We start from the raw sequence: 20,481 nt of genomic DNA, 5'->3' as shown, positions 1-20,481 counted from the left end.
ACCATCGTAGGAGGTTCCCGCTGCGCAGGGCACTGTTCCGCGGTCTTCCGCGCGGCTGTGTGCGAACCTGTGTGCCGTGCGCATCGTCAGACATCTGCATCCTCTGGACTGGCTGGCCGCGGGGCTTCTCGCCTGCGGACTCCTCTGTGTGGCCACGGGCGTGCTGCCCACCGGGCCCGCCGGGGAGGCGATGGAGCGCATCGGGCCGCTGCTGCCGTTCCTCGCCACGGTCGTCGTGCTGGCCGAACTGACGGGCAAGGCCGAGGTGTTCGACGCCGTGGCGACGTGGGTGGCGCGTACGGCGCGGGGCAGCTATCCGGCGCTGTTCGGGCTGTGCGTGCTGTTCGCCTCGGTGACCACGATCGCGCTGAACCTGGACACCACCGCCGTCCTGCTGACCCCCGTGATGCTCGCGCTGGCGGGCCGGGTGGGGATCGCGGCGGTGCCCCTCGCCATGACGACGGTGTGGCTGGCGAACACGGCGAGCCTGCTGCTGCCCGTCTCCAACCTGACGAACCTGCTGGCCGCCGACCGGGTCGCCCTCTCCCCCGCCGAGATGGCGGCCACCATGTGGGCGCCCCAACTGGCGTCCATCGCCGTCACCATGGCCTGCCTGTGGGGCTTCTACTGGCGGCGCTCGCGGCGCGGCGCGGACTCGTACGTGCCCCCGGAGCCGCTGCGGCCCGCCGATCCGGTGCTGTTCCGGGTGAGCGCCGTCGCCTGCGCCGGGTTCCTGCTGGCGATCCTCGTCCTCGACGCGCCGCTGTGGACGGCCTCGACGGCCGCGGCGCTGCTGGTGGTCGCCGCCTTCGCCGTACGCCGCCGGGGCGATCTGCGGCTGTCACTCATCCCGTGGCGGCTGCTGGTCCTGGTGCCGGGCATGTTCCTGGTGGTGGAGGCCGTCAACGCGAACGGGCTGCACCAGCTGCTCACCTCGGCCGTCGGATCGGACGGCGGACTCGCCGGCATGCTCCGCTCGGCGGGCGTCGGCGCGGGCCTGTCGAACGTACTGAACAACCTGCCCGTCTATCTCGCCGGCGAGGCCGCGGTGCCGGCCGCCAACCACGACCAGCTGCTGGCGCTGCTCGTCGGCACCAACGTCGGCCCCCTGGTGACCCCATGGGCGTCCCTGGCGACACTGCTGTGGTTCGAACGCTGCCGCTGGCACGGCACACCCATCCCCCTGAAGCGCTTCATGACCACAGGCCTGATCCTCGCGGTAACGGCCACCCTCGCCGCGACGGCCCCGCTGGCGGTGCTGTGACCCGATAAGGGGCGCGGGGAACTGCGCGAACCCACAGCGCAAGCCGCACCGGTCAGCGCACCCCGGCCACAAGGTCCAGCAGAAACGGCAACACGTCGCCGCGCGCGGCGACAAAGCTGCGCAACGCGTCGTCCCCCGCGAACCCGGGCCGGAACGGCCCCCCGTCCAGGGTGCGGAACTCCACGCCGGCCTCGGCGGCAAGCAGGGCCCCCGCCGGCAGGTCGATGCCCTCGGCGCGGTAGCCGACGAAGCCGTCGATGGTGCCGCGGGCCAGCATGCTCCAGCCCAACAGCGGCGCCCACAGCTGGAGTACGCGCCGCGCGTCCCGCTCCAGCGCCCCGCGCAGCGCGGCCGCGGTGCCGTCGGTGCCGCGTACGGAGTGCCCCTGCGTCCACGCGAGGACGGGCCCGGAACGGGGCACCGTGCCGGGCGGTCCGGGCAGCCGCAACGGCCCCCCGTACGCGCCCTGTCCGAGCGCCGCCTGCCAGGTGCTGCCGGTCAGCGGCTCGTGGACGACGCCGACCACGGGGTCGCCGCCGACGCACAGGCCGATGCCCACCGCGTACGCGGACAGTCCGATGGCGACGTTGTTGCTGCCGTCCAACGGGTCGACGAGCCAGGTGCGTTCACCCACCGCGTCGAAAAGGCCGGCCTCCTCGGAGAGGATCCGGTCGTGCGGGAAGTGGTCCTGGATCCGGGTGAGGATCAGCTTCTCCGCCGCCAGGTCGAGGTCGGTGACGACGTCGCCGCTGTCGTCCTTGGTCTCGACGTGCAGCGCGGCGCCGAAGCGGTCGCGCAGCATGGCTCCGGCCTCCTCGGCCGCGGCGACGGCCACCCGCAGTTCGCGGGCGTACGCCGCTTCCACCGCACTCCGGTCACGCACGCTCTCCTGCATGGATCCTCCTCAGTGCTCCGTGCACGGCCTCGCGTGTCTGCTCGCTGTCGCACAGCCCCCGCACCGTCCGGCCCCCTCCACCGTGCAGCGGCCCGAGGGCCAGGTCCACCCGTCCCGGCAGGGACCGTCCCAGCACCAGTGTGGCGGCGGGCGCCTCGCGGTGGACGACGGTGGCGTGGAAACGGCCCGCGGCGAGCGTGTAGACCTCGCCGCCGGTGCTGATCTGTTCGGGGCCCGGCTCTCCCCGCACGAGCCGGGACGTGGGCAGGATGTCGTCCTCGCCGTCCGGGGCGCTGTGCACCCGGTAGATGCGGTGGGTGGGGTCGGCGACGCCGTCCCGCACCCGTACGGGGAGATTGCCGACGCGGCCGTAGAGCACGTAGCTGTGCAGCTCCCAGCTGTGCGCGTGCATGGACACCTCCGGCTCCTCCTCGGGGACGCCGTCGGGGGCCGCGCCGAAGAGGTGGATGCAGATTCCGCGCGCGCCGTCTCTCAGCAGCGGCAGACACAGGAAGCCGAGCGGGTGCCGGACGGCCTGTAACTCCCGTTTGCCGCAGGCGATGTCCTCCAGCACGGCCGTGGCCGCGGCCCGCGGGTCGAGGCAGTCCGCGCTCCGGCCGCTGCCGTGCCGCCCGGTCCGGGTGAGGGCGTGGGCGAGATCGTCGTAGTCCATGGGCCGCGCCCGGGGCGCCTCACCTCCGGTAGGGGTCCTCGGCATGCAGGGCCTTCTCTATGATCTCGCGGACGTCGGGATCGGTGAAGGCCGCGGGGAGCGGGATGCCCAGGCTGTCGCAGAGTGTGCGTACCTCATCGGCCGTGGGGTCCTCGCCGAGCGAGGGCGCGTCCCGCAGGTCGAGGCGTACGGACTGCTCTCTGCTCTGCTGGAGTTCGGTGACGTAGTAGTCGTAGAGCGGCTTGCCCTTGGCCACCATCAAGTTGACCCGGTTGGGGTCGTCCTGCGTGATGATCAGGGCGGTTTCGGCCAGGTCGAAGCGGAGCGTGGGGACGCCCGACGACAGATGCACGCTGATCTCCAGCGTCTGGAGCCGCTGCCGGTGCCAGCATGCGGCGAGCACCGTCGCGTACGCCTCCTTGCGGGTGCGGTCGCTGGTCCAGGAGGTCGCGACGCCGGCGTTGTGCTGCCGCGCGAAGGTCTGCCGGAACCGGGCGTACGCCTCGCAGGTGCGCTCGTCCCCCGGGTTGATGATGTCGATCTTCACGCTGAGCTGGGTGCGCTGCTGGCGTGCCTTCTCCACGAGCTCCGGCAGGGTGACGGCCCGCAGGTATGTGCCCGTACCGCCTTTGAAATCCCACCTGTTGCTCTGCTGCCGCGCCCGTGCGAGGGACTCGGCGACCGCGTCGCCGGAGAGCGACTGCACCATGGTGAGGTCCTCCAGGGCCGCCCTGGTGCCGGTGGAGGCCTCGCGGATGTCGGCCATGCGGCGGATGCGCTCCATGATCGAGCCGATGGCGAGACCGCTGAGCACCAGCAGCGTCGCCCCGGAGGCGACGTCGTCGCTGACGGCGTCGCCGAAGACGTCCATCAGGCCGACGGTCAGGCCGACACTGGCCGCGATGACCGCGTCGAGGTTCCTGATCACCCATCCCACGCCGGTCTCGACGCGCCCCACTTGCTGTGCCACTTAGGTGTCCCTCCCCGTGAACGACCTGCATCGTAGGAGGTGTTGACCATTCGCCGCCAGGGCGCTCGGACGGGACGCCCCGCGCCGTGCGCCTCTCACTCTCCCGGGTGGGGGTGGTGCTTCCGCAGCCAGGCCTCCGTCTGGGAGAGGTGCGCGGAGATCGCGGCGGAGGCGGCGGCGGGGTCGCGTGCCGCGAGGGCCGCGATCAGCGCCTCGTGGCCGAGGTCGCTGGCGGTGCGGACGGCCGTCGCGTCGTCGGTGCCGAAGACGCTGTAGTCCCGGCCGCGGGAGCGCAGCACGTCGGTGAGCGCGGCCAGCGCCTCGTTCCCGGAGGCCGCGCACACGGTGCGGTGGAACTCCCGGTCCAGGCCGTGCAGTTCGTCCTCGGAGGTGGTGCGGGCCACCCGGTCCTGGAGGTCGCGCAGCCGGGCGACGAGCGCGTCGTCGGTGCGGGCCGCGGCGAGCGCGGCGGCCTGGGACTCCAACGGGCGGCGTACGGCGAACAGTTCGAGGATGCCGTCGAGCGGGAGGACGTCGACGGTCGCGGCGAAGCCGGCCAGCATCTGGCCGGGCCGCAGCGCGGAGACGTACGTACCGGCGCCCTGCCGGCTCTCCAGCATGCCGAGTGCGTTGAGGGTGCGGACGGCCTCGCGCAGGGAGCCGCGGGACACGCCGAGCCGGTCGCAGAGCTCGGGTTCGGTGGGCAGTTGCTGCCCGGGGGCCAGCTCCCCGCCGGCGATCATGGCGCGCAGCCCGTCGGCCGCCGTGTCCGTTGCCGCCATCTGCGGTCCCTTTCTCCTTAATTCATCAGACGATGCCCTGAAGGACTCTCGCCGCGTAGCCGGCATTTTACGTGCGGGGCCTGTTCAGAACGGGGTTCCCCTCTTTACGGTTCTCCGGAACGCCGCAGGATTCATCTGATGACTTGGCGAGGCTGTGCACTGATGACTCTCTCCCACTGGGCCCTCGACCCCTCCGTACGGCACCTCAACCACGGCTCGTTCGGCGCCGTACCGGCCGAAGTCCTCGCCCGGCAGCACGCGTTGCGGCAGGAGATGGAGGCCTTCCCGGACAGCTGGTTCCGCGGGCTCCCCGAGCGGGTCGCCGCCGCGCGCGGCGCCGTCGCGGGCTGGCTGCGCGTACCCGAGGACACCCTGGCGCTGGTGCCCAACGCCAGCGCGGGCGTCAGCACGGTGCTCGGCAGCCTCGAACTCCCGCGCGGCGCCCGCATCCTGCTGTCCGACCACACGTACGGAGCCGTCGCCATGGGCGCGGAACGGGCCGCGGCGCGCGCCGGCGGCAGCGTCCGTACGGTGCACGTCCCCCTCGACGCGGACGACGACGCCGTGGTGGCGGCCTTCGCCGGGGCGCTCGACGGGGACGGTGACACGGCGCTGGTCGTCGTGGACCAGATCACCTCGGCGACCGCGCGGATCCTGCCGGTGGACCGGGTCGCCCGCGCCGCGCGGGAGGCCGGCGCCCTCACGCTGGTGGACGGCGCGCACGCGCCGGGCATGCTCGCCGACCCGGTGGGACTGTCCGGCGAAGCCGCCGACTTCTGGGTCGGCAATCTGCACAAGTGGCCCTGTACGCCCCGCGGTACGGCGGCCCTGGTGGCACGCGGCGAGCGGGCGCAGCGGCTGTGGCCGCTCACCGACTCGTGGGGCGCGCCGTACCCGTTCCCGTACCGCTTCGACCAGCAGGGCACCGTCGATCTGACGGCGTGGCTGGCGGCGCCGGACGCGCTGGAGTTCGTCGAGGACCGGTACGGCTGGGACGCGGCGCGCTCCTTCATGACCGAACTGGCCGCGCAGGCCCAGGAGACGGTGGCGAAGGCGCTGGATGCCGTCCTGGACGAGGTGTGGGTCAACGAGGCGCCCGCCATGCGGCTCGTGCCGCTGCCCGAGGGGCTGGCCGCCGACGAGGACGGGGCGGTGGCGCTGCAGCGCCGCATCCTCGCGGACACCGGCTGCACGACGGCCGTCACCACCTGGAACGGCCGCGGCTTCCTGCGGCTGTCCGCGCATCTCTACAACACCCCGGACGACTACGCCCATCTCGCCGAGCACCTCCCGCGCTGCCTGGCCGCGGCCGACGGCAGAGCCTGACAGAGGGAGACCTCAACCGCCATGCGTACCAAGTCGATCGAGGCGACGCTCCGGGACGCCGAGAGCCCCGTCACGCGGCTGAACCGTGCCCTCGGGCCTGTGCAGCTCACCTTCATGGGCGTCGGTGTGACCGTCGGCGCGGGCATCTTCGTGCTCACCGGCACCGCGGCCGCGAACTTCGCAGGGCCCGGCATCGCCGTCTCCTTCGCGCTCGGCGCGTTCGTGACCGCTCTTGTCGCCCTCTGCTACACGGAGTTCGCGTCGACGGTTCCGGTGGCGGGCAGCGCGTACACCTTCGCCTATGTGTCGCTGGGCGAGCCGGTCGCGTGGATGATCGGCTGGGATCTGATCCTCGACATGACGATGGGCGCGGGCGGTGTGGCCAGCGGCTGGTCGCAGTACGTCACGGACCTCCTCGCCTCGTTCGGCGTCCGGCTGCCGGAGACCGTCGCCGGGCCCGAGGCGGTGATCAACGTACCGGCGGTGCCCGTCATTCTCGTGCTGACGGCGGTGCTGGCCGCGGGAGTTCAGACCACGGCGCGGGTCAACACGGCCATGACGGCGGTGAAGGTGGCGGTCATCCTCGTCTTCGTGGTGGTCGGCGTCGCGCATGTGGACCCGGCCAACTGGCAGCCGTTCCTGCCCGCTTCGCAGCCGCCGGGCGAGGGCGGTTCGGTGTGGGACCAGCCGCTGCTGGGCTGGGCGGGGATCAGTACGAACGCCACGTTCGGCTTCGCCGGGGTGCTCACGGGCGGGGCGATCGTCTTCGGCTCGTACTCCGGGTTCGACATCATGGCCAGCAGCGCCGAGGAGGCGAAGCGGCCCCAGCGCACCCTTCCCATCGCCCTGTTGGCGACGGTCGGGGTCTGCGCGGTGCTGTACGTCGCCGTGTCGCTGGTGGTCACGGGCATGCAGCACTACAGCAAGCTGGACAACGCGGCGCCCATCACGACGGCGCTGCGGGCGACGGGCGAGGACTGGGCGGTACGGCTGGTCGGTGTCGGCGCGATCTGCGGGCTCACCACCGTCGTGATGATCATGCTGATGGGGCAGAGCCGGGTGTTCCTCGCGATGAGCCGGGACCGGCTGCTGCCCGAGTGGTTCTCGCGGGTGCACCCGGTGACCCGCAGCCCGCGCCGCATCACGTGGACGCTGGGGCTGATGGTGGCGTTCATGACGGCGGTGCTGCCCATCCAGGACCTGGCGGAGCTGGGCAACATCGGCATGCTGACCTCGTTCATCGCGGTCTGCGCCGGCGTCCTCCACCTGCGGCGCACGAAACCGGACATGCACCGCGCGTTCCGCGCCCCGTGGGTGCCGTTCCTGCCCGTCGTCGCGATCCTGATGTGCCTGGTCCTGATCGGCAGCCTGCCGCTGATCACGTGGGTGCGGTTCCTCGTCTGGATGGCGGCGGGCCTGCTGCTCTACGTCCTGTGGGGGCGCCGGCACAGCAAGCTCGCCCCCGGACGGGGAACGCCGTCCCCCGCACCGGAGGAGCTCGCCGTCACCGCGGCGGACTCCCCCGCCGGGCCCGCCACTTGACGCCCCGTCACACCGTCGCACCCTCCCGGCGCGGCAGCAGCAGCCCGCCCGCGACCGCCGTCACCAGCAGCAGCCCTCCCGCGAGCAGCAGGCACTCCCGCAGCCCCGGTACGAAGGCCGCGCCCGTTCCCGTCAGCAGCGACCCGAACAGGGCCACGCTCAGCGCCCCGCCCACCTGACGGCTGGTGTTGAGCAGCGCTGCGGCCGTACCGGCGCGGGCGGCCTCGACGCTGTCGAGCATCATCGACGTGAGGGCCGGCATGGTGATGGCCCCTCCCATGCCGACCGGCAGCATCAGCAGCGCGAGCGGCACGACACCGCTGTCCGTGCCGGCGGCGAGCAGCCCGAACAGGCCCGCGGCCAGCACGAGTTGACCCGCCACAACGGGCGGCCGAGGGCCGAAGCGGGCGACGAGCCGGGGCGACATGACGTTGAGGACGGCCGTCGCCAGCGCCATCGGTACGAACATCAGCCCCGCCGACAGCGCGGACTGTCCGCGCGCCTGCTGGAAGAAGAGGCCGAGGGCGAACACGGCGCCGTAGAAACCCGCGTTGAGCGCGAACCCGATCACGACGGGCACGGTGACCGTACGGCGCCGGAACAGCTCCGGCGGCAGCATCGGTTCGGCCCTGCGCCGCTCCACGACGACGAAGCAGACCGCGGCGACGGCCGCCACCACGAGTCCGGCCGGGACGGCGAGTCCGCCGTACCCGGCGTGCCCGCCCTCGATCACGACGAACGTCAGCGCGGCGAGCGCGAGTACCGCGGTGATCTGCCCGGCCGGGTCGAAGGGCGCGGGGCGGCGCGGCGAACGCGGCACGCGCAGCAGCAGGGCGACACCCAGCAGCCCCACGGGCAGGTTGATCAGGAAGACCGCGCGCCAGCCGACGCCCGAGGTGAGCAGCCCGCCGAGGACCGGGCCCGCTGCCATGGCCACGGCGCCGCCGGTCGTCCACAGGGCGATGGCCCGGGCCCGCCGGTCCGCCTCGGTGTACGCCTGCCGGATCAGTGCCAGCGACGTGGGCATCATGACGGCCGCGGCCGCGCCCTGCACCACCCGGGCCGCGACGAGGGCGCCCATCGACGGGGCGAGCCCGCACGCGAGGGACGCGAGCGTGAACACGCCGAGCCCCCAGCCGTACGCCCGCCGCGCGCCGATCCGGTCCGAGAGCGCCCCGGCGGACAGCATCAGCGCGGCGAACATCAGCGTGTAGCTGTCGACGACCCACTGCAGCCCGGCCATTCCGCCGCCGAGCCCCGAACCGATCGCAGGAAGCGCCACGTTGACGGCGGACACGTCGACGGTGATGACGAAGAACCCGAGCAGCGACGCGGCCAGCGCGAGGGCGCCCGCCGCCGCGGGCCCCGGCGGCGACACCCCCTCGGTGGCCGTACTCGCCGTCCCCGCCGTGCCGTACGCCGTCTCTTCCGTGGGGGCCGTCATGGTCCGCGCTCTCCTCTTCCGTCGGTGCCGTCCGGTGTCCGGCTCCGCCACGGTCTCCCGGTTTCCGCCGCGGTGGCAGACCGGGCCGTTCGGGGGAGCGCTGTACGGGGGTGTGACAGGGCCCCTCACGGCGCGCAGAACGGCTGCGCCCTGCAACAATGCGAGGATGAGCGACGGTACGGAGCTGGGCAGGTTCCTCAGGGCCCGCCGGGAGCTGGTCCGCCCCGAGGACGCCGGACTTCCCACGGGTCCCGGGACGCGCCGCACCCCGGGGCTGCGCCGCGAGGAGCTGGCGACGCTGGCCGGCGTGAGTGTCGACTACTACACGCGGCTGGAGCGCGGCCGGGAGACCCGCCCGGGAACGGCCGTCGTCGAATCCCTGGGCCGCGCCCTCCAGTTGTCCGGCGAGGCGCTGCAACGGCTGCGCGATCTCGCGGCGCTGGCGTCGGGTCGGCACTGCGATCTCAGTCCGGCGGACCGTACGGTGCGCCCCTCCGTGCTGCAGCTCCTGGAGTCGCTGCGGCCCAGCCCGGCGTACGTCGTCAGCCGCACCAACGACATGCTGGCCACGAACCGTTCCGGCGGGCGGCTGATGCCCGGCCTGCTGGACTGGCCGGAGGCGCGGCGCAACGTCACCCGCTACATGTTCCTGCATCCGCAGAGCCGCGAACTGTACAAGAACTGGGAGGAGATGGCCGGGCACAGCGTGGCGCACCTGCGCGCCGTCGCGGGCGCCAACCCGGACCACCCCGATCTCGCCCCGCTCGTGGGCGAGTTGCTGGAGAAGAGCCCCGATTTCACCCGCATCTGGGAGCGTTACGAGGTGCAGGCCCGCGGCGGCGGCCACAAGGACTTCCGGCACCCGGACGTGGGCGCGATGTCCCTCTCGTACGAGGTGATGGCGCTGTCCCGCACGGACGGGCAGCGCCTGGTCGCCTATCAGGCCACGCCCGGCAGCACCGACCACGACGCGATGCTGCTCCTCGACCTGGCCGACGACCAGCACGAGGCGGCCGAACGCGCCCCGCGCTGACGCGAGTCCGGCCCGCATAGCACGACGGCGCCCGCCCTCCCCGGCTCGGGGAAGGGCGGGCGCCGTCACATGCTGCGGGGCCTGCGGCCCGTCAGACCGCCAGTGAGCGGTCCGTCGGCTTGATCGGCGCCGGGAGGGCGCTCGAACCGGCCAGGTAGCGGTCCACGGCGCGGGCCGCGGAACGGCCCTCGGCGATGGCCCACACGATGAGCGACTGGCCGCGCCCGGCGTCACCGGCGACGTACACGCCGTCGACGCTGGTGGCGTACTCGCCGTCGCGGGAGACGTTGCCCCGCTGGTCGAGCTCCACGCCGAACTGCTCGACCAGGCCGTTCTCCCGGTCGATGCCGGTGAAGCCCATGGCGAGGGTGACCAGCTGGGCGGGGATCTTCCGCTCGGTGCCGGGCTTCTGCTCCAGCTTGCCGTCCTTCATCTCCACCTCGACGAGGTGCAGCCACTGGACGTTGCCGTCCTCGTCGCCCTCGAAGTGGGTGGTGTTGACGGAGTAGATCCGCTCGCCGCCCTCCTCGTGGGCCGAGGTGACCTTGTAGAGCATCGGGAAGGTCGGCCAGGGCTGACCCTCGCTGCGCTCCTCGCCCGGCTTCGGCATGATCTCCAGCTGGGTGACGGAGGCCGCGCCCTGCCGGTGCGCCGTGCCGACACAGTCGGCGCCGGTGTCGCCGCCGCCGATGACGACGACGTGCTTGCCCTCGGCGGTGATCGGCGGGGCGACGAAGTCGCCCTCCTGCACCTTGTTGGACAGCGGCAGGTACTCCATCGCGAAGTGAATGCCGTTCAGCTCGCGGCCGGGCGCCGGCAGATCGCGCGAGGTGGTCGAGCCGGCGGCGATGACGACGGCGTCGTACCGCTTGCGCAGCGACGCGGCGTCCACATCCCGGCCGATCTCCACACCGGTACGGAACTTGGTGCCCTCCGCGCGCATCTGCTCGATGCGGCGGTTGATGTGCCGCTTCTCCATCTTGAACTCGGGGATGCCGTACCGGAGAAGACCGCCGATACGGTCCGCGCGCTCGTAGACGGCGACGGTGTGGCCCGCGCGGGTCAGCTGCTGGGCTGCGGCGAGACCCGCCGGGCCCGAGCCGATCACGGCGACGGTCTTGCCGGACAGCCGCTCGGGCGGCTGCGGCGTGACGTCACCGTTGTCCCACGCCTTGTCGATGATCGAGACCTCGACGTTCTTGATGGTCACGGCGGGCTGGTTGATGGCCAGCACGCACGCCGACTCGCACGGCGCGGGGCAGAGCCGGCCCGTGAACTCGGGGAAGTTGTTGGTGGCGTGCAGCCGCTCGCTGGCCGCCTCCCAGTCCTCCCGGTAGGCGTAGTCGTTCCACTCGGGGATGAGGTTCCCCAGCGGACAGCCGTTGTGACAGAACGGGATGCCGCAGTCCATGCAGCGTCCGGCCTGCTTGCTGATGATCGGCAGCAGGGAGCCGGGCTGGTAGACCTCGTTCCAGTCCTTGACGCGCTCCTCCACGGGACGGGTCTTGGCGACCTCGCGATCCGTGGTCAGAAAGCCCTTGGGGTCAGCCATTGGTCGCCGCCTCCATCATCTTCTCGTGGGTCTCGGACTCGGAGAGTCCGGCTCGCTCGGCGGCGTCCTTGGCGGCGAGCACGGCCTTGAAGGTGGCCGGAACGACCCGCTGGAAGCGGGCGACCGACCGGTCCCAGTCGGCGAGGAGCTTCTCGGCCACGGTGGACCCGGTCTCCTCCTGGTGGCGGCGCACCACGTCGTGCAGCCACAGCTGGTCGTCGTCGTCCAGGTCCTCGACGGCGTCCCGCAGGCCCGCGTTGACGTCCGCCGGGTCGAGGTCGAGCACGTAGGCGATGCCGCCGGACATGCCGGCGCCGAAGTTCCGCCCCGTGTCGCCCAGGACGACCGCCTTGCCGCCGGTCATGTACTCGCAGCCGTGGTCGCCCACGCCCTCCGAGACGACGGTGGCGCCGGAGTTGCGGACGCAGAACCGCTCGCCCACGCTGCCGCGCAGGAACATCTCGCCGCCGGTCGCGCCGTACGCGAGGGTGTTGCCCGCGATGGTCGAGAACTCGGCGAGATGGTCGGCGCCGCGCTCCGGGCGGACCACGATCCGGCCGCCGGAGAGGCCCTTGCCGACGTAGTCGTTGGCGTCGCCCTCCAGCCGCAGCGTGATGCCGCGCGGCACGAACGCGCCGAAGGACTGGCCCGCCGAACCGGTGAAGGTGATGTCGACGGTGTCGTCGGGCAGACCCGCGCCGCCGAACTTCTTCGTCACCTCGTGGCCCAGCATCGTGCCGACGGTGCGGTTGATGTTGCGGATCGCGACCTGGCCGCGGACCGGCTGGGCCGCCTCGGCACTGTCCACGGACAGCGCGTCGGCCGCCAGCTTGATCAGCTCGTTGTCGAGCGCCTTGGCCAGGCCGTGGTCCTGCTCGACGGCCTGGTGGCGTACGGCGCCCTCGGGCAGCTCCGGCACGTGCAGCAGCGGCGCCAGGTCCATGCCCTGGGCCTTCCAGTGGTCCACGGCGCGCGAGGTGTCCAGCAGCTCGGCGTGCCCGATGGCCTCGTCCAGCGTACGGAAGCCCAGCTCGGCGAGGATCTCGCGGACCTCTTCGGCGATGTACTGGAAGAAGTTGACGACGTACTCGGCCTGGCCGCTGTAGCGCTCGCGGAGCGTCGGGTTCTGCGTGGCGATGCCGACCGGGCAGGTGTCCAGATGGCAGACACGCATCATGACGCAGCCGGAGACCACCAGCGGAGCCGTCGCGAAGCCGTACTCCTCGGCGCCCAGCAGGGCGGCGATGACGACGTCCCGGCCGGTCTTCAGCTGGCCGTCGGTCTGCACGACGATGCGGTCGCGCAGCCCGTTGAGCAGCAGCGTCTGCTGCGTCTCGGCGAGACCCAGCTCCCAGGGGCCGCCCGCGTGCTTGAGCGAGGTGAGCGGCGAGGCGCCCGTACCGCCGTCGTGGCCCGAGACGAGCACGACGTCGGCGTGCGCCTTGGACACACCGGCGGCGACGGTGCCGACGCCGACCTCGGAGACCAGCTTGACGTGAATGCGCGCCTGCGGGTTGGCGTTCTTCAGGTCGTGGATGAGCTGGGCGAGGTCCTCGATCGAGTAGATGTCGTGGTGCGGCGGCGGCGAGATGAGGCCGACGCCCGGCGTCGAGTGCCGGGTCTTGGCCACCCACGGGTACACCTTGTGGCCGGGCAGCTGGCCGCCCTCGCCGGGCTTGGCGCCCTGCGCCATCTTGATCTGGATGTCGTCGGAGTTGACCAGGTATTCGCTGGTCACGCCGAAGCGGCCGGAGGCCACCTGCTTGATCGACGAACGGCGGGCCGGGTCGTAGAGCCGCTCCGCGTCCTCGCCGCCCTCACCGGTGTTGGACTTGCCGCCCAGCTGGTTCATGGCGATGGCGAGGGTCTCGTGCGCCTCCTGCGAGATGGAGCCGTACGACATGGCGCCGGTGGAGAACCGCTTCACGATCTCGCTGACCGGCTCCACCTCGTCGATGGAGATCGGCTCGCGGGCCCCGTCCTTCGCGGAGTCGGCGGACTTGAACTGGAACAGTCCGCGCAGCGTCATCAGCCGCTCGGCCTGCTCGTCGACGCGCTGCGTGTACTGCTTGAAGATGTCGTACCGGCGGCTGCGCGTGGAGTGCTGCAGGCGGAACACCGTGTCCGGGTCGAACAGGTGCGGCTCGCCCTCGCGGCGCCACTGGTACTCGCCGCCGATGTCCAGGTCGCGGTGGGCCGGCGCGATGCCGGTCGCCGGGTACGCCTTGGCGTGCCGGGCCGCGACCTCCTTGGCGATCACGTCGAGACCGGCGCCGCCGATCTTCGTGGTGGTGCCGTGGAAGAACGTGTCGACGAACGAGTCGTCCAGGCCGACGGCCTCGAAGACCTGCGCGCCGCGGTAGGAGGCGACGGTGGAGATGCCCATCTTGGACATCACCTTCAGCACGCCCTTGCCCAGCGCGTAGATCAGGTTGCGGATGGCCTGCTCGGGGTCGGTGCCCTCCGGCAGGAACGTGCCCGCGCGGACGAGGTCCTCGACGGACTCCATCGCCAGGTACGGGTTGACCGCGGCGGCGCCGTAGCCGATGAGCAGCGCGACGTGGTGCACCTCGCGCACATCGCCGGCCTCCACCAGCAGCCCCACCTGGGTGCGCTGCTTGGTGCGGATGAGGTGGTGGTGCACGGCCGAGGTGAGCAGCAGCGACGGGATCGGCGCGTGCTCGGCGTCCGAGTGCCGGTCGGAGAGCACGATGAGCCGGGCGCCGGCCTCGATGGCCTTGTCCGCCTCGGCGCAGATCGTCTTGATCCGCGCGGCCAGTCCTTCGCCCCCGTCGTGCACCCGGTACAGGCCGGAGAGGGTGGTGGACTTGAAGCCGGGCAGGTCGCCGTCGGCGTTGATGTGTATGAGCTTGGCCAGCTCATCGTTGTCGATCACCGGGAAGGGCAGGTTGACGCTGCGACAGGACGCCGCCGTCGGCTCCAGCAGGTTGCCCTGCGGGCCCAGCGACGAGTGCAGCGAGGTGACCAGCTCCTCGCGGATGGCGTCCAGCGGCGGGTTCGTGACCTGCGCGAACAGCTGGGTGAAGTAGTCGAAGATCAGCCGCGGCCGGTCGGACAGCGCGGCGATCGGCGAGTCCGTACCCATCGAACCGATCGGCTCGGCGCCGGCCTTCGCCATCGGCGCGAGGAGGACGCGCAGCTCCTCCTCGGTGTAGCCGAAGGTCTGCTGGCGGCGCGTGACGGAGGCGTGGGTGTGCACGATGTGCTCGCGCTCGGGCAGGTCGGCGAGCTCGATGAGCCCGGTGTCCAGCCACTCCTCGTACGGCTTCTCGGCCGCGAGCTGCCCCTTGACCTCGTCGTCCTCGATGATCCGGTGTTCGGCGGTGTCCACCAGGAACATCCGGCCCGGCTGCAGCCGGCCCTTGCGGACGATCTTCGCCGGGTCTATGTCCAGGACGCCGACCTCGGAGCCCAGCACGACGAGCCCGTCGTCGGTGACCCAGTAGCGGCCGGGGCGCAGGCCGTTGCGGTCGAGAACCGCGCCGACCTGGGTGCCGTCGGTGAAGGTGACACAGGCCGGGCCGTCCCAGGGCTCCATCATCGTGGAGTGGTACTGGTAGAACGCGCGGCGCTGCGCGTCCATGGAGTCACTGTTCTCCCAGGCCTCGGGCACCATCATCAGCACCGAGTGGGGCAGCGAACGCCCGCCCAGGTGCAGCAGTTCCAGCACCTCGTCGAAGGTGGCGGAGTCCGAGGCGTCCGGGGTGCAGACCGGGAAGATCCGCTCCAGCTTCTCGGTGTCCTGACCGAACAGACCCGACGCCAGCTGCGATTCGCGGGCGCGCATCCAGTTGCGGTTGCCCTGCACCGTGTTGATCTCGCCGTTGTGCGCGACGAAGCGGTACGGGTGCGCGAGCGGCCAGCTCGGGAAGGTGTTGGTGGAGAACCGGGAGTGCACCAGCGCGATGGCGGAGGCGAACCGCCGGTCGGACAGATCCGGGAAGAAGGGCTCCAGCTGACCGGTGGTGAGCATGCCCTTGTAGACGATGGTGCGCGCGGAGAGCGACGGGAAGTACACGCCGGCCTCGCGCTCGGCGCGCTTGCGCAGCACGAACGCCAGCCGGTCCAGGGCCAGTCCGTCGCGGCCCTGCTTATCGTCGGCAGCCTCGGCGTCGGCGACGAAGAGCTGGCGGAAGGACGGCATGGTCTCGCGGGCGCCGGCGCCGAGCAGCCCGGGGGCGACCGGGACCTCGCGCCAGCCGAGGACCTTCAGGCCCTCCTCGCCGGCCAGCGTCTCGATCTGTGAGACGGCGGCGGCCGCTTCCGCTTCCTCGGCGGGCAGGAAGGCGATACCGACGGCGTAGGCCGCGGCGCCCGGAAGCTCGAAGGAAACGTTCTCCCGGAGGAAGGCGTCCGGGATCTGGCACAGAATGCCCGCGCCGTCACCGGTGTCCGGGTCGGAGCCGGTGGCTCCGCGGTGTTCCAGATTCCGGAGAACGGTCAGTGCCCGCTCGACCAGATCATGGCTTGCTACACCGGTGAGCGTGGCCACGAAGCCGACGCCGCAGGCGTCGTGCTCATATCGGGGGTCATACAGGCCCTGCTTGGCAGGGTGGGCCGCCTGAAACGCTGCACGCATCGGCTCTCCCGTCGTCATCGTGGCAACTGACTGGCGCCGAGGGACGACGTTGGCCCTCTGCATTCAAATTTTCGCGCAGGTTACATGATGGCCCGATTCCCGAAAAGTGGAGTCCACATTCCATTATGCGGACAGCGCAGCAGGCTGCGATACAAAGGGAAAGGGCCGTCAAGACCTCAGATCAACCGGCCGTCAGGGGCGTCATTGCCTCCGGGCCGACCCGGCTTCTGCCCGCCGTTGAACAAACCGAAACCGTTGGGTAACACCGAGATCATGACGGGTCGACGGCCCTCTCGCCATATGACTCAGCCCACAGCCACACCGAAGAGCGCACCAAGCCCGTACGTCACGGCAGCAGCGGCGCCACCGAGAACCAGCTGACGCAGACCGCTGAACCACCACGACCGGGCCGTCACCCGCGCGACGACCGCGCCGCAGACGAACAGTCCCAGCAGCGCCAGCACCACCGCGGGCCACAGCGACGTCGCACCGGCCAGATACGGCAGTACAGGCATGATGGCTCCGGCGGAGAAAGAAAGGAAGGAGGAGACGGCGGCCACTGTGGGTGACGGCAGATCCGAGGGATCGACGCCGAGCTCCTCACGGGCGTGTATCTCCAGCGCCTGCTCCGGATCCCGGTGCAGCTGCTCGGCGACCTCCCTCGCCAACTCCGGCTCCACGCCCCGCCCTTCGTACAGCGCGGCCAGCTCCCGCACCTCTTCCTGCGGGTGCCTGCGCAGCTCGCGGCGCTCCACCTCCAGCTCCGACAGGACGAGTTCGCGCTGCGAGGCGACGGAGGTGTACTCGCCGGCGGCCATCGAGAAGGCGCCCGCCGCGAGGCCCGCCAGGCCGGAGATCACGATGGTCTGCGGCGCCGCGGAACTGCCCGCGACACCCGTCATCAGGCCGAGGTTGGAGACCAGCCCGTCCATGGCGCCGAACACCGCGGGACGCAGCCAGCCGCCGTTGACGTCGCGGTGGGAGTGCGGGGTGGCCTCGGCCTCGACGGCCTTGGCCGCCACCTCCGGGCTCCCGCCCTGCGGCTGCTTCTCTTCCAGTGCGGTGGTCATGGTGCGGCGTGCTCCCTTCGCGGAGGACCGGGGCCGGTGCCCCGAAGTCCCAACACCTCGAAGGTACGCGCGAATTCCTTGCACGCGCTAGCAAGTTAGGCCGAACTTACCGCCCTGACCTGCGGTTTTCATCCAGGCCAAGATCCTCGGCCAGCTCGTCGACGACGATTCCCCGCCGGTCCATCCGCCCCGTGCGGGCCGCAGCGCGTCCCACCATGTGGGCGGCGACCGGAGAGGTGATCAGCTGGAAGAAGCCGATCAGGAGCAGCGTCGTCAGATCGATGACGGTACGGAGCCACAGTCCGGCGCCGATCAGCACCAGCAGCAGCCCGAACGACTGCGGCTTGGTCGCCGCGTGCATGCGCGTCAGCACGTCCGGCAGCCGCACCAGTCCGATGCCGGCCAGCAGGCAGAGCAGCGCCCCGGCGAGCATGAACGCCGCGCCCGCGACGTCCGCCACGTCGGTCCAGGTCATCGCGTGTCCCCCTGTCCCGCCCCGGCGTCGCCGCCCGGGCTCTCGCCGCGCGGACCGCCGCCGGTCCCGCCGCCGTCGCCGGTGTCCGGCACCGCCCCCGTGCGGGTCCCGCTGTCCGGGCCCGTGCTCGCGTCGCCCGGTGCGGTGGCCGTGTCCGTACGGCTGTCGGCGTCCTCGCTGCCCGCCTCGTCGCGCAGCGCCATGAACCGGGCGACGCCCACCGAGCCGGTGAACCCCAGGAAGGAGAGCACCAGGAGCGCCGGCAGGTAGTAGCCGTTGTGCTGCACCGCCGTCTGTACGCCGATGCCCGCCATCACCACGGCGACGAGCGCGTCGAGCGCGACGGCCCGGTCCAGCGTGGAGGGGCCCCTGGCCATCCGCACGACGACCAGCACGCCGGAGGTCAGCAGCAGGGCCAGCACCACCACCAGGACGGTGTCCAGTACCGGCCCGCCGTCGGTCATGTCCGTCAGGTCCCGCGGGCTCATCCGTGCTCCTCCCCCTCGTCGGCGGCCGCCGTCGCCCGCACCCGTGCGATGTCCTCGCGGGTGCCGAAGGCCCGTACCACCCGCCGTTCCAGGCGCAGCACTTCGCGCCGCGCACGGTCCCGTTCGGCCTCGTCGCGTGCGCCCATCACGTGCAGATAGAGCGTCCCGGCGGCGCGGTTCACCTCCAGCACGCTGCTGCCCGGCACCACGGAGACGGCGATGGCGGTGGTGGTCAGCAGCAGATCGCCGGGGCAGCGCAGCCGTACGCGGATCACCGCGCAGGCGGGCGGTCCCGGAGCGAGGATGAACCGGTTGATCCGCCAGCTGGACACCGCCATGTCGGCGGCGCAGCGCAGCGCGAGGCGCACCACGCCGACGGGGTGCAGCCGCACCTGGGTCTCGATCCGCGGCAGCGGGAACACGAAGCAGACCAGCACGCCGACGAGGACACCCGTCAGCACGTTGGGCAGCGTGACCGTGCCCCACAGCAGCACCCACAGCAGGGTCAGGCCGAGCACCATCGGCCACTGTGTGGCACGCAGCCGTCCGGCGCGGGCCGGCTGTCGAGGCTCCGTCACTTCCCCATCACCGCCGTCACATAGGGCGTACGGGCCATCAGTTCGGCCGCGGCGCGGTCGGTGAGCCCGGACAGCGGACCGGCGAACACGGTGAACGCCAGGCCGAGCAGGACGAGCGCGATCGTGGAGACGACCATGCTGCCGGGCAGGGTGCTGGTGGTGGTGATCTCACGGCCGCTGAAGCTGGCGGCCCTCGCGTGCCCGGCGGGCTCGATCCGGGCGCCGGTGTCCTCCTGCTCCGCCACCGCGACGGCGGCGGGCACAGTCTCACCGTCGGCCGCGCTGTCCGGCGCACCGCCCCAGCCCCCGGAACCGTCGTCCGCCCGGTCGTCCCCGTGTACGGCGCCGGCTCCCTCGTCGTCCGTGTCACCGGAGTCGTCGGAGTCGTCGGTCTCCTCCAGCACCGTGCCCACTTCGTACAGTTCGGGCGGTGCGGCCCGCCAGAAGGCCAGGTTCCACACCTTCGCCATGGCGTACAGGGTCAGCAGGCTGGTCGCCATTCCTCCGGCGATCAGCACGTACGCCATCGCTCCGCCGTTCTCGACGCCGGCCCGCATCAGCCCCAGCTTGCCCAGGAACCCGGACAGCGGCGGGATGCCGGCGAGATTCATGGCGGGAACGAAGAACAGTGCGGCCAGTACCGGCGACAGTGTGGCCAGTCCGCCCAGCCGCAGCAGGTCCGTCGAACCGCCTCTCCGCTCGATCAGTCCGGCCACCAGGAACAGGGTGGTCTGCACGGTGATGTGGTGTGCGACGTAGAAGATGGCGCCCTGGAATCCGGCCTGCGAGGCGAGCGCGATGCCGAACACCATGTAGCCCATGTGACTGATGAGCGTGAAGGACAGCAGCCGTTTGAGGTCGGTCTGTGCGACCGCGCCCAGGATGCCGACGACGAGGGACAGCAGGGCGAGCACCATCAGTACGTCGCCGAGCCGGCTGCCGGGGAACAGCAGTGTCTGGGTGCGCAGCATCGCGTAGATGCCGACCTTCGTCAGCAGTCCGGCGAACACGGCGGTCACCGGTGCGGGCGCGGTCGGATAGGAGTCCGGCAGCCAGGCGGCGAGCGGGAACACGGCCGCCTTGATGCCGAACACCGTGAGCAGCGCGAGCTGGATCAGCGTCCTCACGCCCTCCGGCAACTGGTCCAGCCGCTCGGGCAGTTGGGCCATGGTGACGGTGCCCGCCGCCGCGTACACCATGCCGATCGCGGCCATGAACAGCACGGACGACAGCAGCGACACGATCGCGTACGTCGCGCCCGCGCGGATCCGCGCGATGGTCCCGCCGAGCGTCAGCAGCACATAACTGGCCGTCAGCATGATCTCGAAACCGACGTACAGGTTGAACAGGTCGCCCGCCAGGAAGGTGTCCGACACCCCGGCGACCAGCACCAGGTAGGAGGGGTGGAAGACGGAGAGCGGCGCGGCCTCCTCCCTGTCCGCCATGCCCTGTCCGACGGAGTAGATGAGCACGCACAGGGTGACCGCCGAGGAGATCACCAGCATCAGTGCGGACAGCCTGTCGGCGACCAGCGAGATGCCGACGGGGGGTGCCCAGCCGCCGGAGTACATGACCTGCGGGCCGTGCGTGTCGGCGGTGAAGAGCAGCACCAGGGAGACGCCGAAGACGACAGCCAGCACGAGCGCGCTGATGACGCGCTGTGTGCGCTGCAGCCGTACGCCGATGGCGAGTTTGAGTCCCGCGGCGCACAGCGGGAGGACGACGGGCAGCGGGACGAGCACCGAGGCGACGGTCGCTGCGTCGGGCGGGTGGCCGCCGCTCATCGGCC

The 20,481-nt window shown here is 71.6% G+C and carries 16 protein-coding genes; 4 read left to right on the top strand and 12 right to left on the bottom strand.

What is annotated here, in order from left to right; all coding sequences use genetic code 11:
• The first annotated feature begins 76 nt into the window (after positions 1-76).
• Positions 77-1,264, top strand: coding sequence for an SLC13 family permease (locus tag AC3AGO_RS25725; protein WP_487822608.1), 1,188 nt, complete (start codon positions 77-79; stop codon positions 1,262-1,264).
• 52 nt (positions 1,265-1,316) lie between these two features.
• Here the strand turns inward: AC3AGO_RS25725 and AC3AGO_RS25720 are convergent, their stop codons facing one another.
• The 4 genes from AC3AGO_RS25720 to AC3AGO_RS25705 all read right to left on the bottom strand — a co-directional run bounded on the left by AC3AGO_RS25720 (position 1,317) and on the right by AC3AGO_RS25705 (position 4,584).
• A complete protein-coding gene (locus AC3AGO_RS25720) occupies positions 1,317-2,159 on the bottom strand; it encodes an inositol monophosphatase family protein (protein WP_487822607.1) in 843 nt (280 codons plus the stop codon).
• Entirely contained in the window at positions 2,140-2,877 is a 738-nt protein-coding gene (locus tag AC3AGO_RS25715) for a hypothetical protein (protein ID WP_487822606.1), read from the bottom strand. Before AC3AGO_RS25715 ends, AC3AGO_RS25720 begins: the two co-directional genes overlap by 20 nt.
• Positions 2,852-3,802, bottom strand: a complete 951-nt coding sequence (locus AC3AGO_RS25710; protein WP_487822605.1) for a hypothetical protein — start codon at positions 3,800-3,802, stop codon at positions 2,852-2,854. Before AC3AGO_RS25710 ends, AC3AGO_RS25715 begins: the two co-directional genes overlap by 26 nt.
• A 95-nt stretch (positions 3,803-3,897) precedes the next feature.
• A complete protein-coding gene (locus AC3AGO_RS25705) occupies positions 3,898-4,584 on the bottom strand; it encodes a FadR/GntR family transcriptional regulator (RefSeq protein WP_487822604.1) in 687 nt (228 codons plus the stop codon).
• Between the two features lie 162 nt (positions 4,585-4,746).
• Between AC3AGO_RS25705 and AC3AGO_RS25700 the strand changes: the two genes are divergently transcribed.
• Positions 4,747-5,910 carry an aminotransferase class V-fold PLP-dependent enzyme gene (locus AC3AGO_RS25700; protein ID WP_487822603.1) on the top strand — a complete coding sequence of 388 codons (1,164 nt, stop codon included), beginning with the start codon at positions 4,747-4,749 and terminating at the stop codon, positions 5,908-5,910.
• 21 nt (positions 5,911-5,931) lie between these two features.
• Complete coding sequence (locus AC3AGO_RS25695) at positions 5,932-7,452, top strand: amino acid permease (RefSeq protein ID WP_487822602.1); 1,521 nt, start codon at positions 5,932-5,934, stop codon at positions 7,450-7,452.
• Between the two features lie 7 nt (positions 7,453-7,459).
• Here the strand turns inward: AC3AGO_RS25695 and AC3AGO_RS25690 are convergent, their stop codons facing one another.
• Complete coding sequence (locus tag AC3AGO_RS25690; RefSeq protein WP_487822601.1) at positions 7,460-8,896, bottom strand: MFS transporter; 1,437 nt, start codon at positions 8,894-8,896, stop codon at positions 7,460-7,462.
• Positions 8,897-9,062: 166 nt separating this feature from the next.
• On the opposite strand from AC3AGO_RS25690, the gene AC3AGO_RS25685 reads away from it, so the two are divergent.
• Positions 9,063-9,929 carry a helix-turn-helix transcriptional regulator gene (locus tag AC3AGO_RS25685; RefSeq protein ID WP_487822600.1) on the top strand — a complete coding sequence of 289 codons (867 nt, stop codon included), beginning with the start codon at positions 9,063-9,065 and terminating at the stop codon, positions 9,927-9,929.
• Positions 9,930-10,020: 91 nt separating this feature from the next.
• On the opposite strand, the gene AC3AGO_RS25680 is transcribed toward AC3AGO_RS25685, so the two are convergent.
• The 7 genes from AC3AGO_RS25680 to AC3AGO_RS25650 form a co-directional block, all read right to left on the bottom strand.
• Positions 10,021-11,481 (bottom strand): glutamate synthase subunit beta, encoded by a 1,461-nt coding sequence (locus AC3AGO_RS25680; RefSeq protein WP_487822599.1) that lies wholly within the window; start codon positions 11,479-11,481, stop codon positions 10,021-10,023.
• Positions 11,474-16,081 carry a glutamate synthase large subunit gene (gene gltB, locus AC3AGO_RS25675; RefSeq protein WP_487822598.1) on the bottom strand — a complete coding sequence of 1,536 codons (4,608 nt, stop codon included), beginning with the start codon at positions 16,079-16,081 and terminating at the stop codon, positions 11,474-11,476. The genes AC3AGO_RS25680 and gltB overlap by 8 nt, the downstream gene beginning before the upstream one ends.
• A gap of 305 nt (positions 16,082-16,386) precedes the next feature.
• Entirely contained in the window at positions 16,387-17,151 is a 765-nt protein-coding gene (locus AC3AGO_RS25670) for a VIT1/CCC1 transporter family protein (protein WP_487822597.1), read from the bottom strand.
• Positions 17,152-17,257: 106 nt separating this feature from the next.
• Complete coding sequence (gene mnhG / locus AC3AGO_RS25665) at positions 17,258-17,626, bottom strand: monovalent cation/H(+) antiporter subunit G (RefSeq protein WP_487822596.1); 369 nt, start codon at positions 17,624-17,626, stop codon at positions 17,258-17,260.
• Positions 17,623-18,114, bottom strand: coding sequence for an MrpF/PhaF family protein (locus AC3AGO_RS25660; RefSeq protein WP_487822595.1), 492 nt, complete (start codon positions 18,112-18,114; stop codon positions 17,623-17,625). Before AC3AGO_RS25660 ends, mnhG begins: the two co-directional genes overlap by 4 nt.
• Entirely contained in the window at positions 18,111-18,692 is a 582-nt protein-coding gene (locus AC3AGO_RS25655) for a Na+/H+ antiporter subunit E (protein WP_487822594.1), read from the bottom strand. Before AC3AGO_RS25655 ends, AC3AGO_RS25660 begins: the two co-directional genes overlap by 4 nt.
• Positions 18,689-20,476, bottom strand: a complete 1,788-nt coding sequence (locus tag AC3AGO_RS25650; protein WP_487822593.1) for a Na+/H+ antiporter subunit D — start codon at positions 20,474-20,476, stop codon at positions 18,689-18,691. Before AC3AGO_RS25650 ends, AC3AGO_RS25655 begins: the two co-directional genes overlap by 4 nt.
• Positions 20,477-20,481: the final 5 nt, after the last annotated feature.

Source organism: Streptomyces sp. BL1 (assembly GCF_057628045.1).
Note: the sequence above shows the minus strand (reverse complement) of the source record. Positions and strands in the feature narration are given on the sequence as shown.

Coding starts and splice junctions, on each gene's coding strand:
- AC3AGO_RS25720 (WP_487822607.1), bottom strand. CDS start 2,159: ATGCAGGAGAGCGTGCGTGACCGGAGTGCGGTGGAAGCGGCGTACGCC.
- AC3AGO_RS25715 (WP_487822606.1), bottom strand. CDS start 2,877: ATGCCGAGGACCCCTACCGGAGGTGAGGCGCCCCGGGCGCGGCCCATG.
- AC3AGO_RS25705 (WP_487822604.1), bottom strand. CDS start 4,584: ATGGCGGCAACGGACACGGCGGCCGACGGGCTGCGCGCCATGATCGCC.
- AC3AGO_RS25700 (WP_487822603.1), top strand. CDS start 4,747: ATGACTCTCTCCCACTGGGCCCTCGACCCCTCCGTACGGCACCTCAAC.
- AC3AGO_RS25695 (WP_487822602.1), top strand. CDS start 5,932: ATGCGTACCAAGTCGATCGAGGCGACGCTCCGGGACGCCGAGAGCCCC.
- AC3AGO_RS25690 (WP_487822601.1), bottom strand. CDS start 8,896: ATGACGGCCCCCACGGAAGAGACGGCGTACGGCACGGCGGGGACGGCG.
- AC3AGO_RS25685 (WP_487822600.1), top strand. CDS start 9,063: ATGAGCGACGGTACGGAGCTGGGCAGGTTCCTCAGGGCCCGCCGGGAG.
- AC3AGO_RS25680 (WP_487822599.1), bottom strand. CDS start 11,481: ATGGCTGACCCCAAGGGCTTTCTGACCACGGATCGCGAGGTCGCCAAG.
- gltB (WP_487822598.1), bottom strand. CDS start 16,081: ATGCGTGCAGCGTTTCAGGCGGCCCACCCTGCCAAGCAGGGCCTGTAT.
- AC3AGO_RS25670 (WP_487822597.1), bottom strand. CDS start 17,151: ATGACCACCGCACTGGAAGAGAAGCAGCCGCAGGGCGGGAGCCCGGAG.
- mnhG (WP_487822596.1), bottom strand. CDS start 17,626: ATGACCTGGACCGACGTGGCGGACGTCGCGGGCGCGGCGTTCATGCTC.
- AC3AGO_RS25660 (WP_487822595.1), bottom strand. CDS start 18,114: ATGAGCCCGCGGGACCTGACGGACATGACCGACGGCGGGCCGGTACTG.
- AC3AGO_RS25650 (WP_487822593.1), bottom strand. CDS start 20,476: ATGAGCGGCGGCCACCCGCCCGACGCAGCGACCGTCGCCTCGGTGCTC.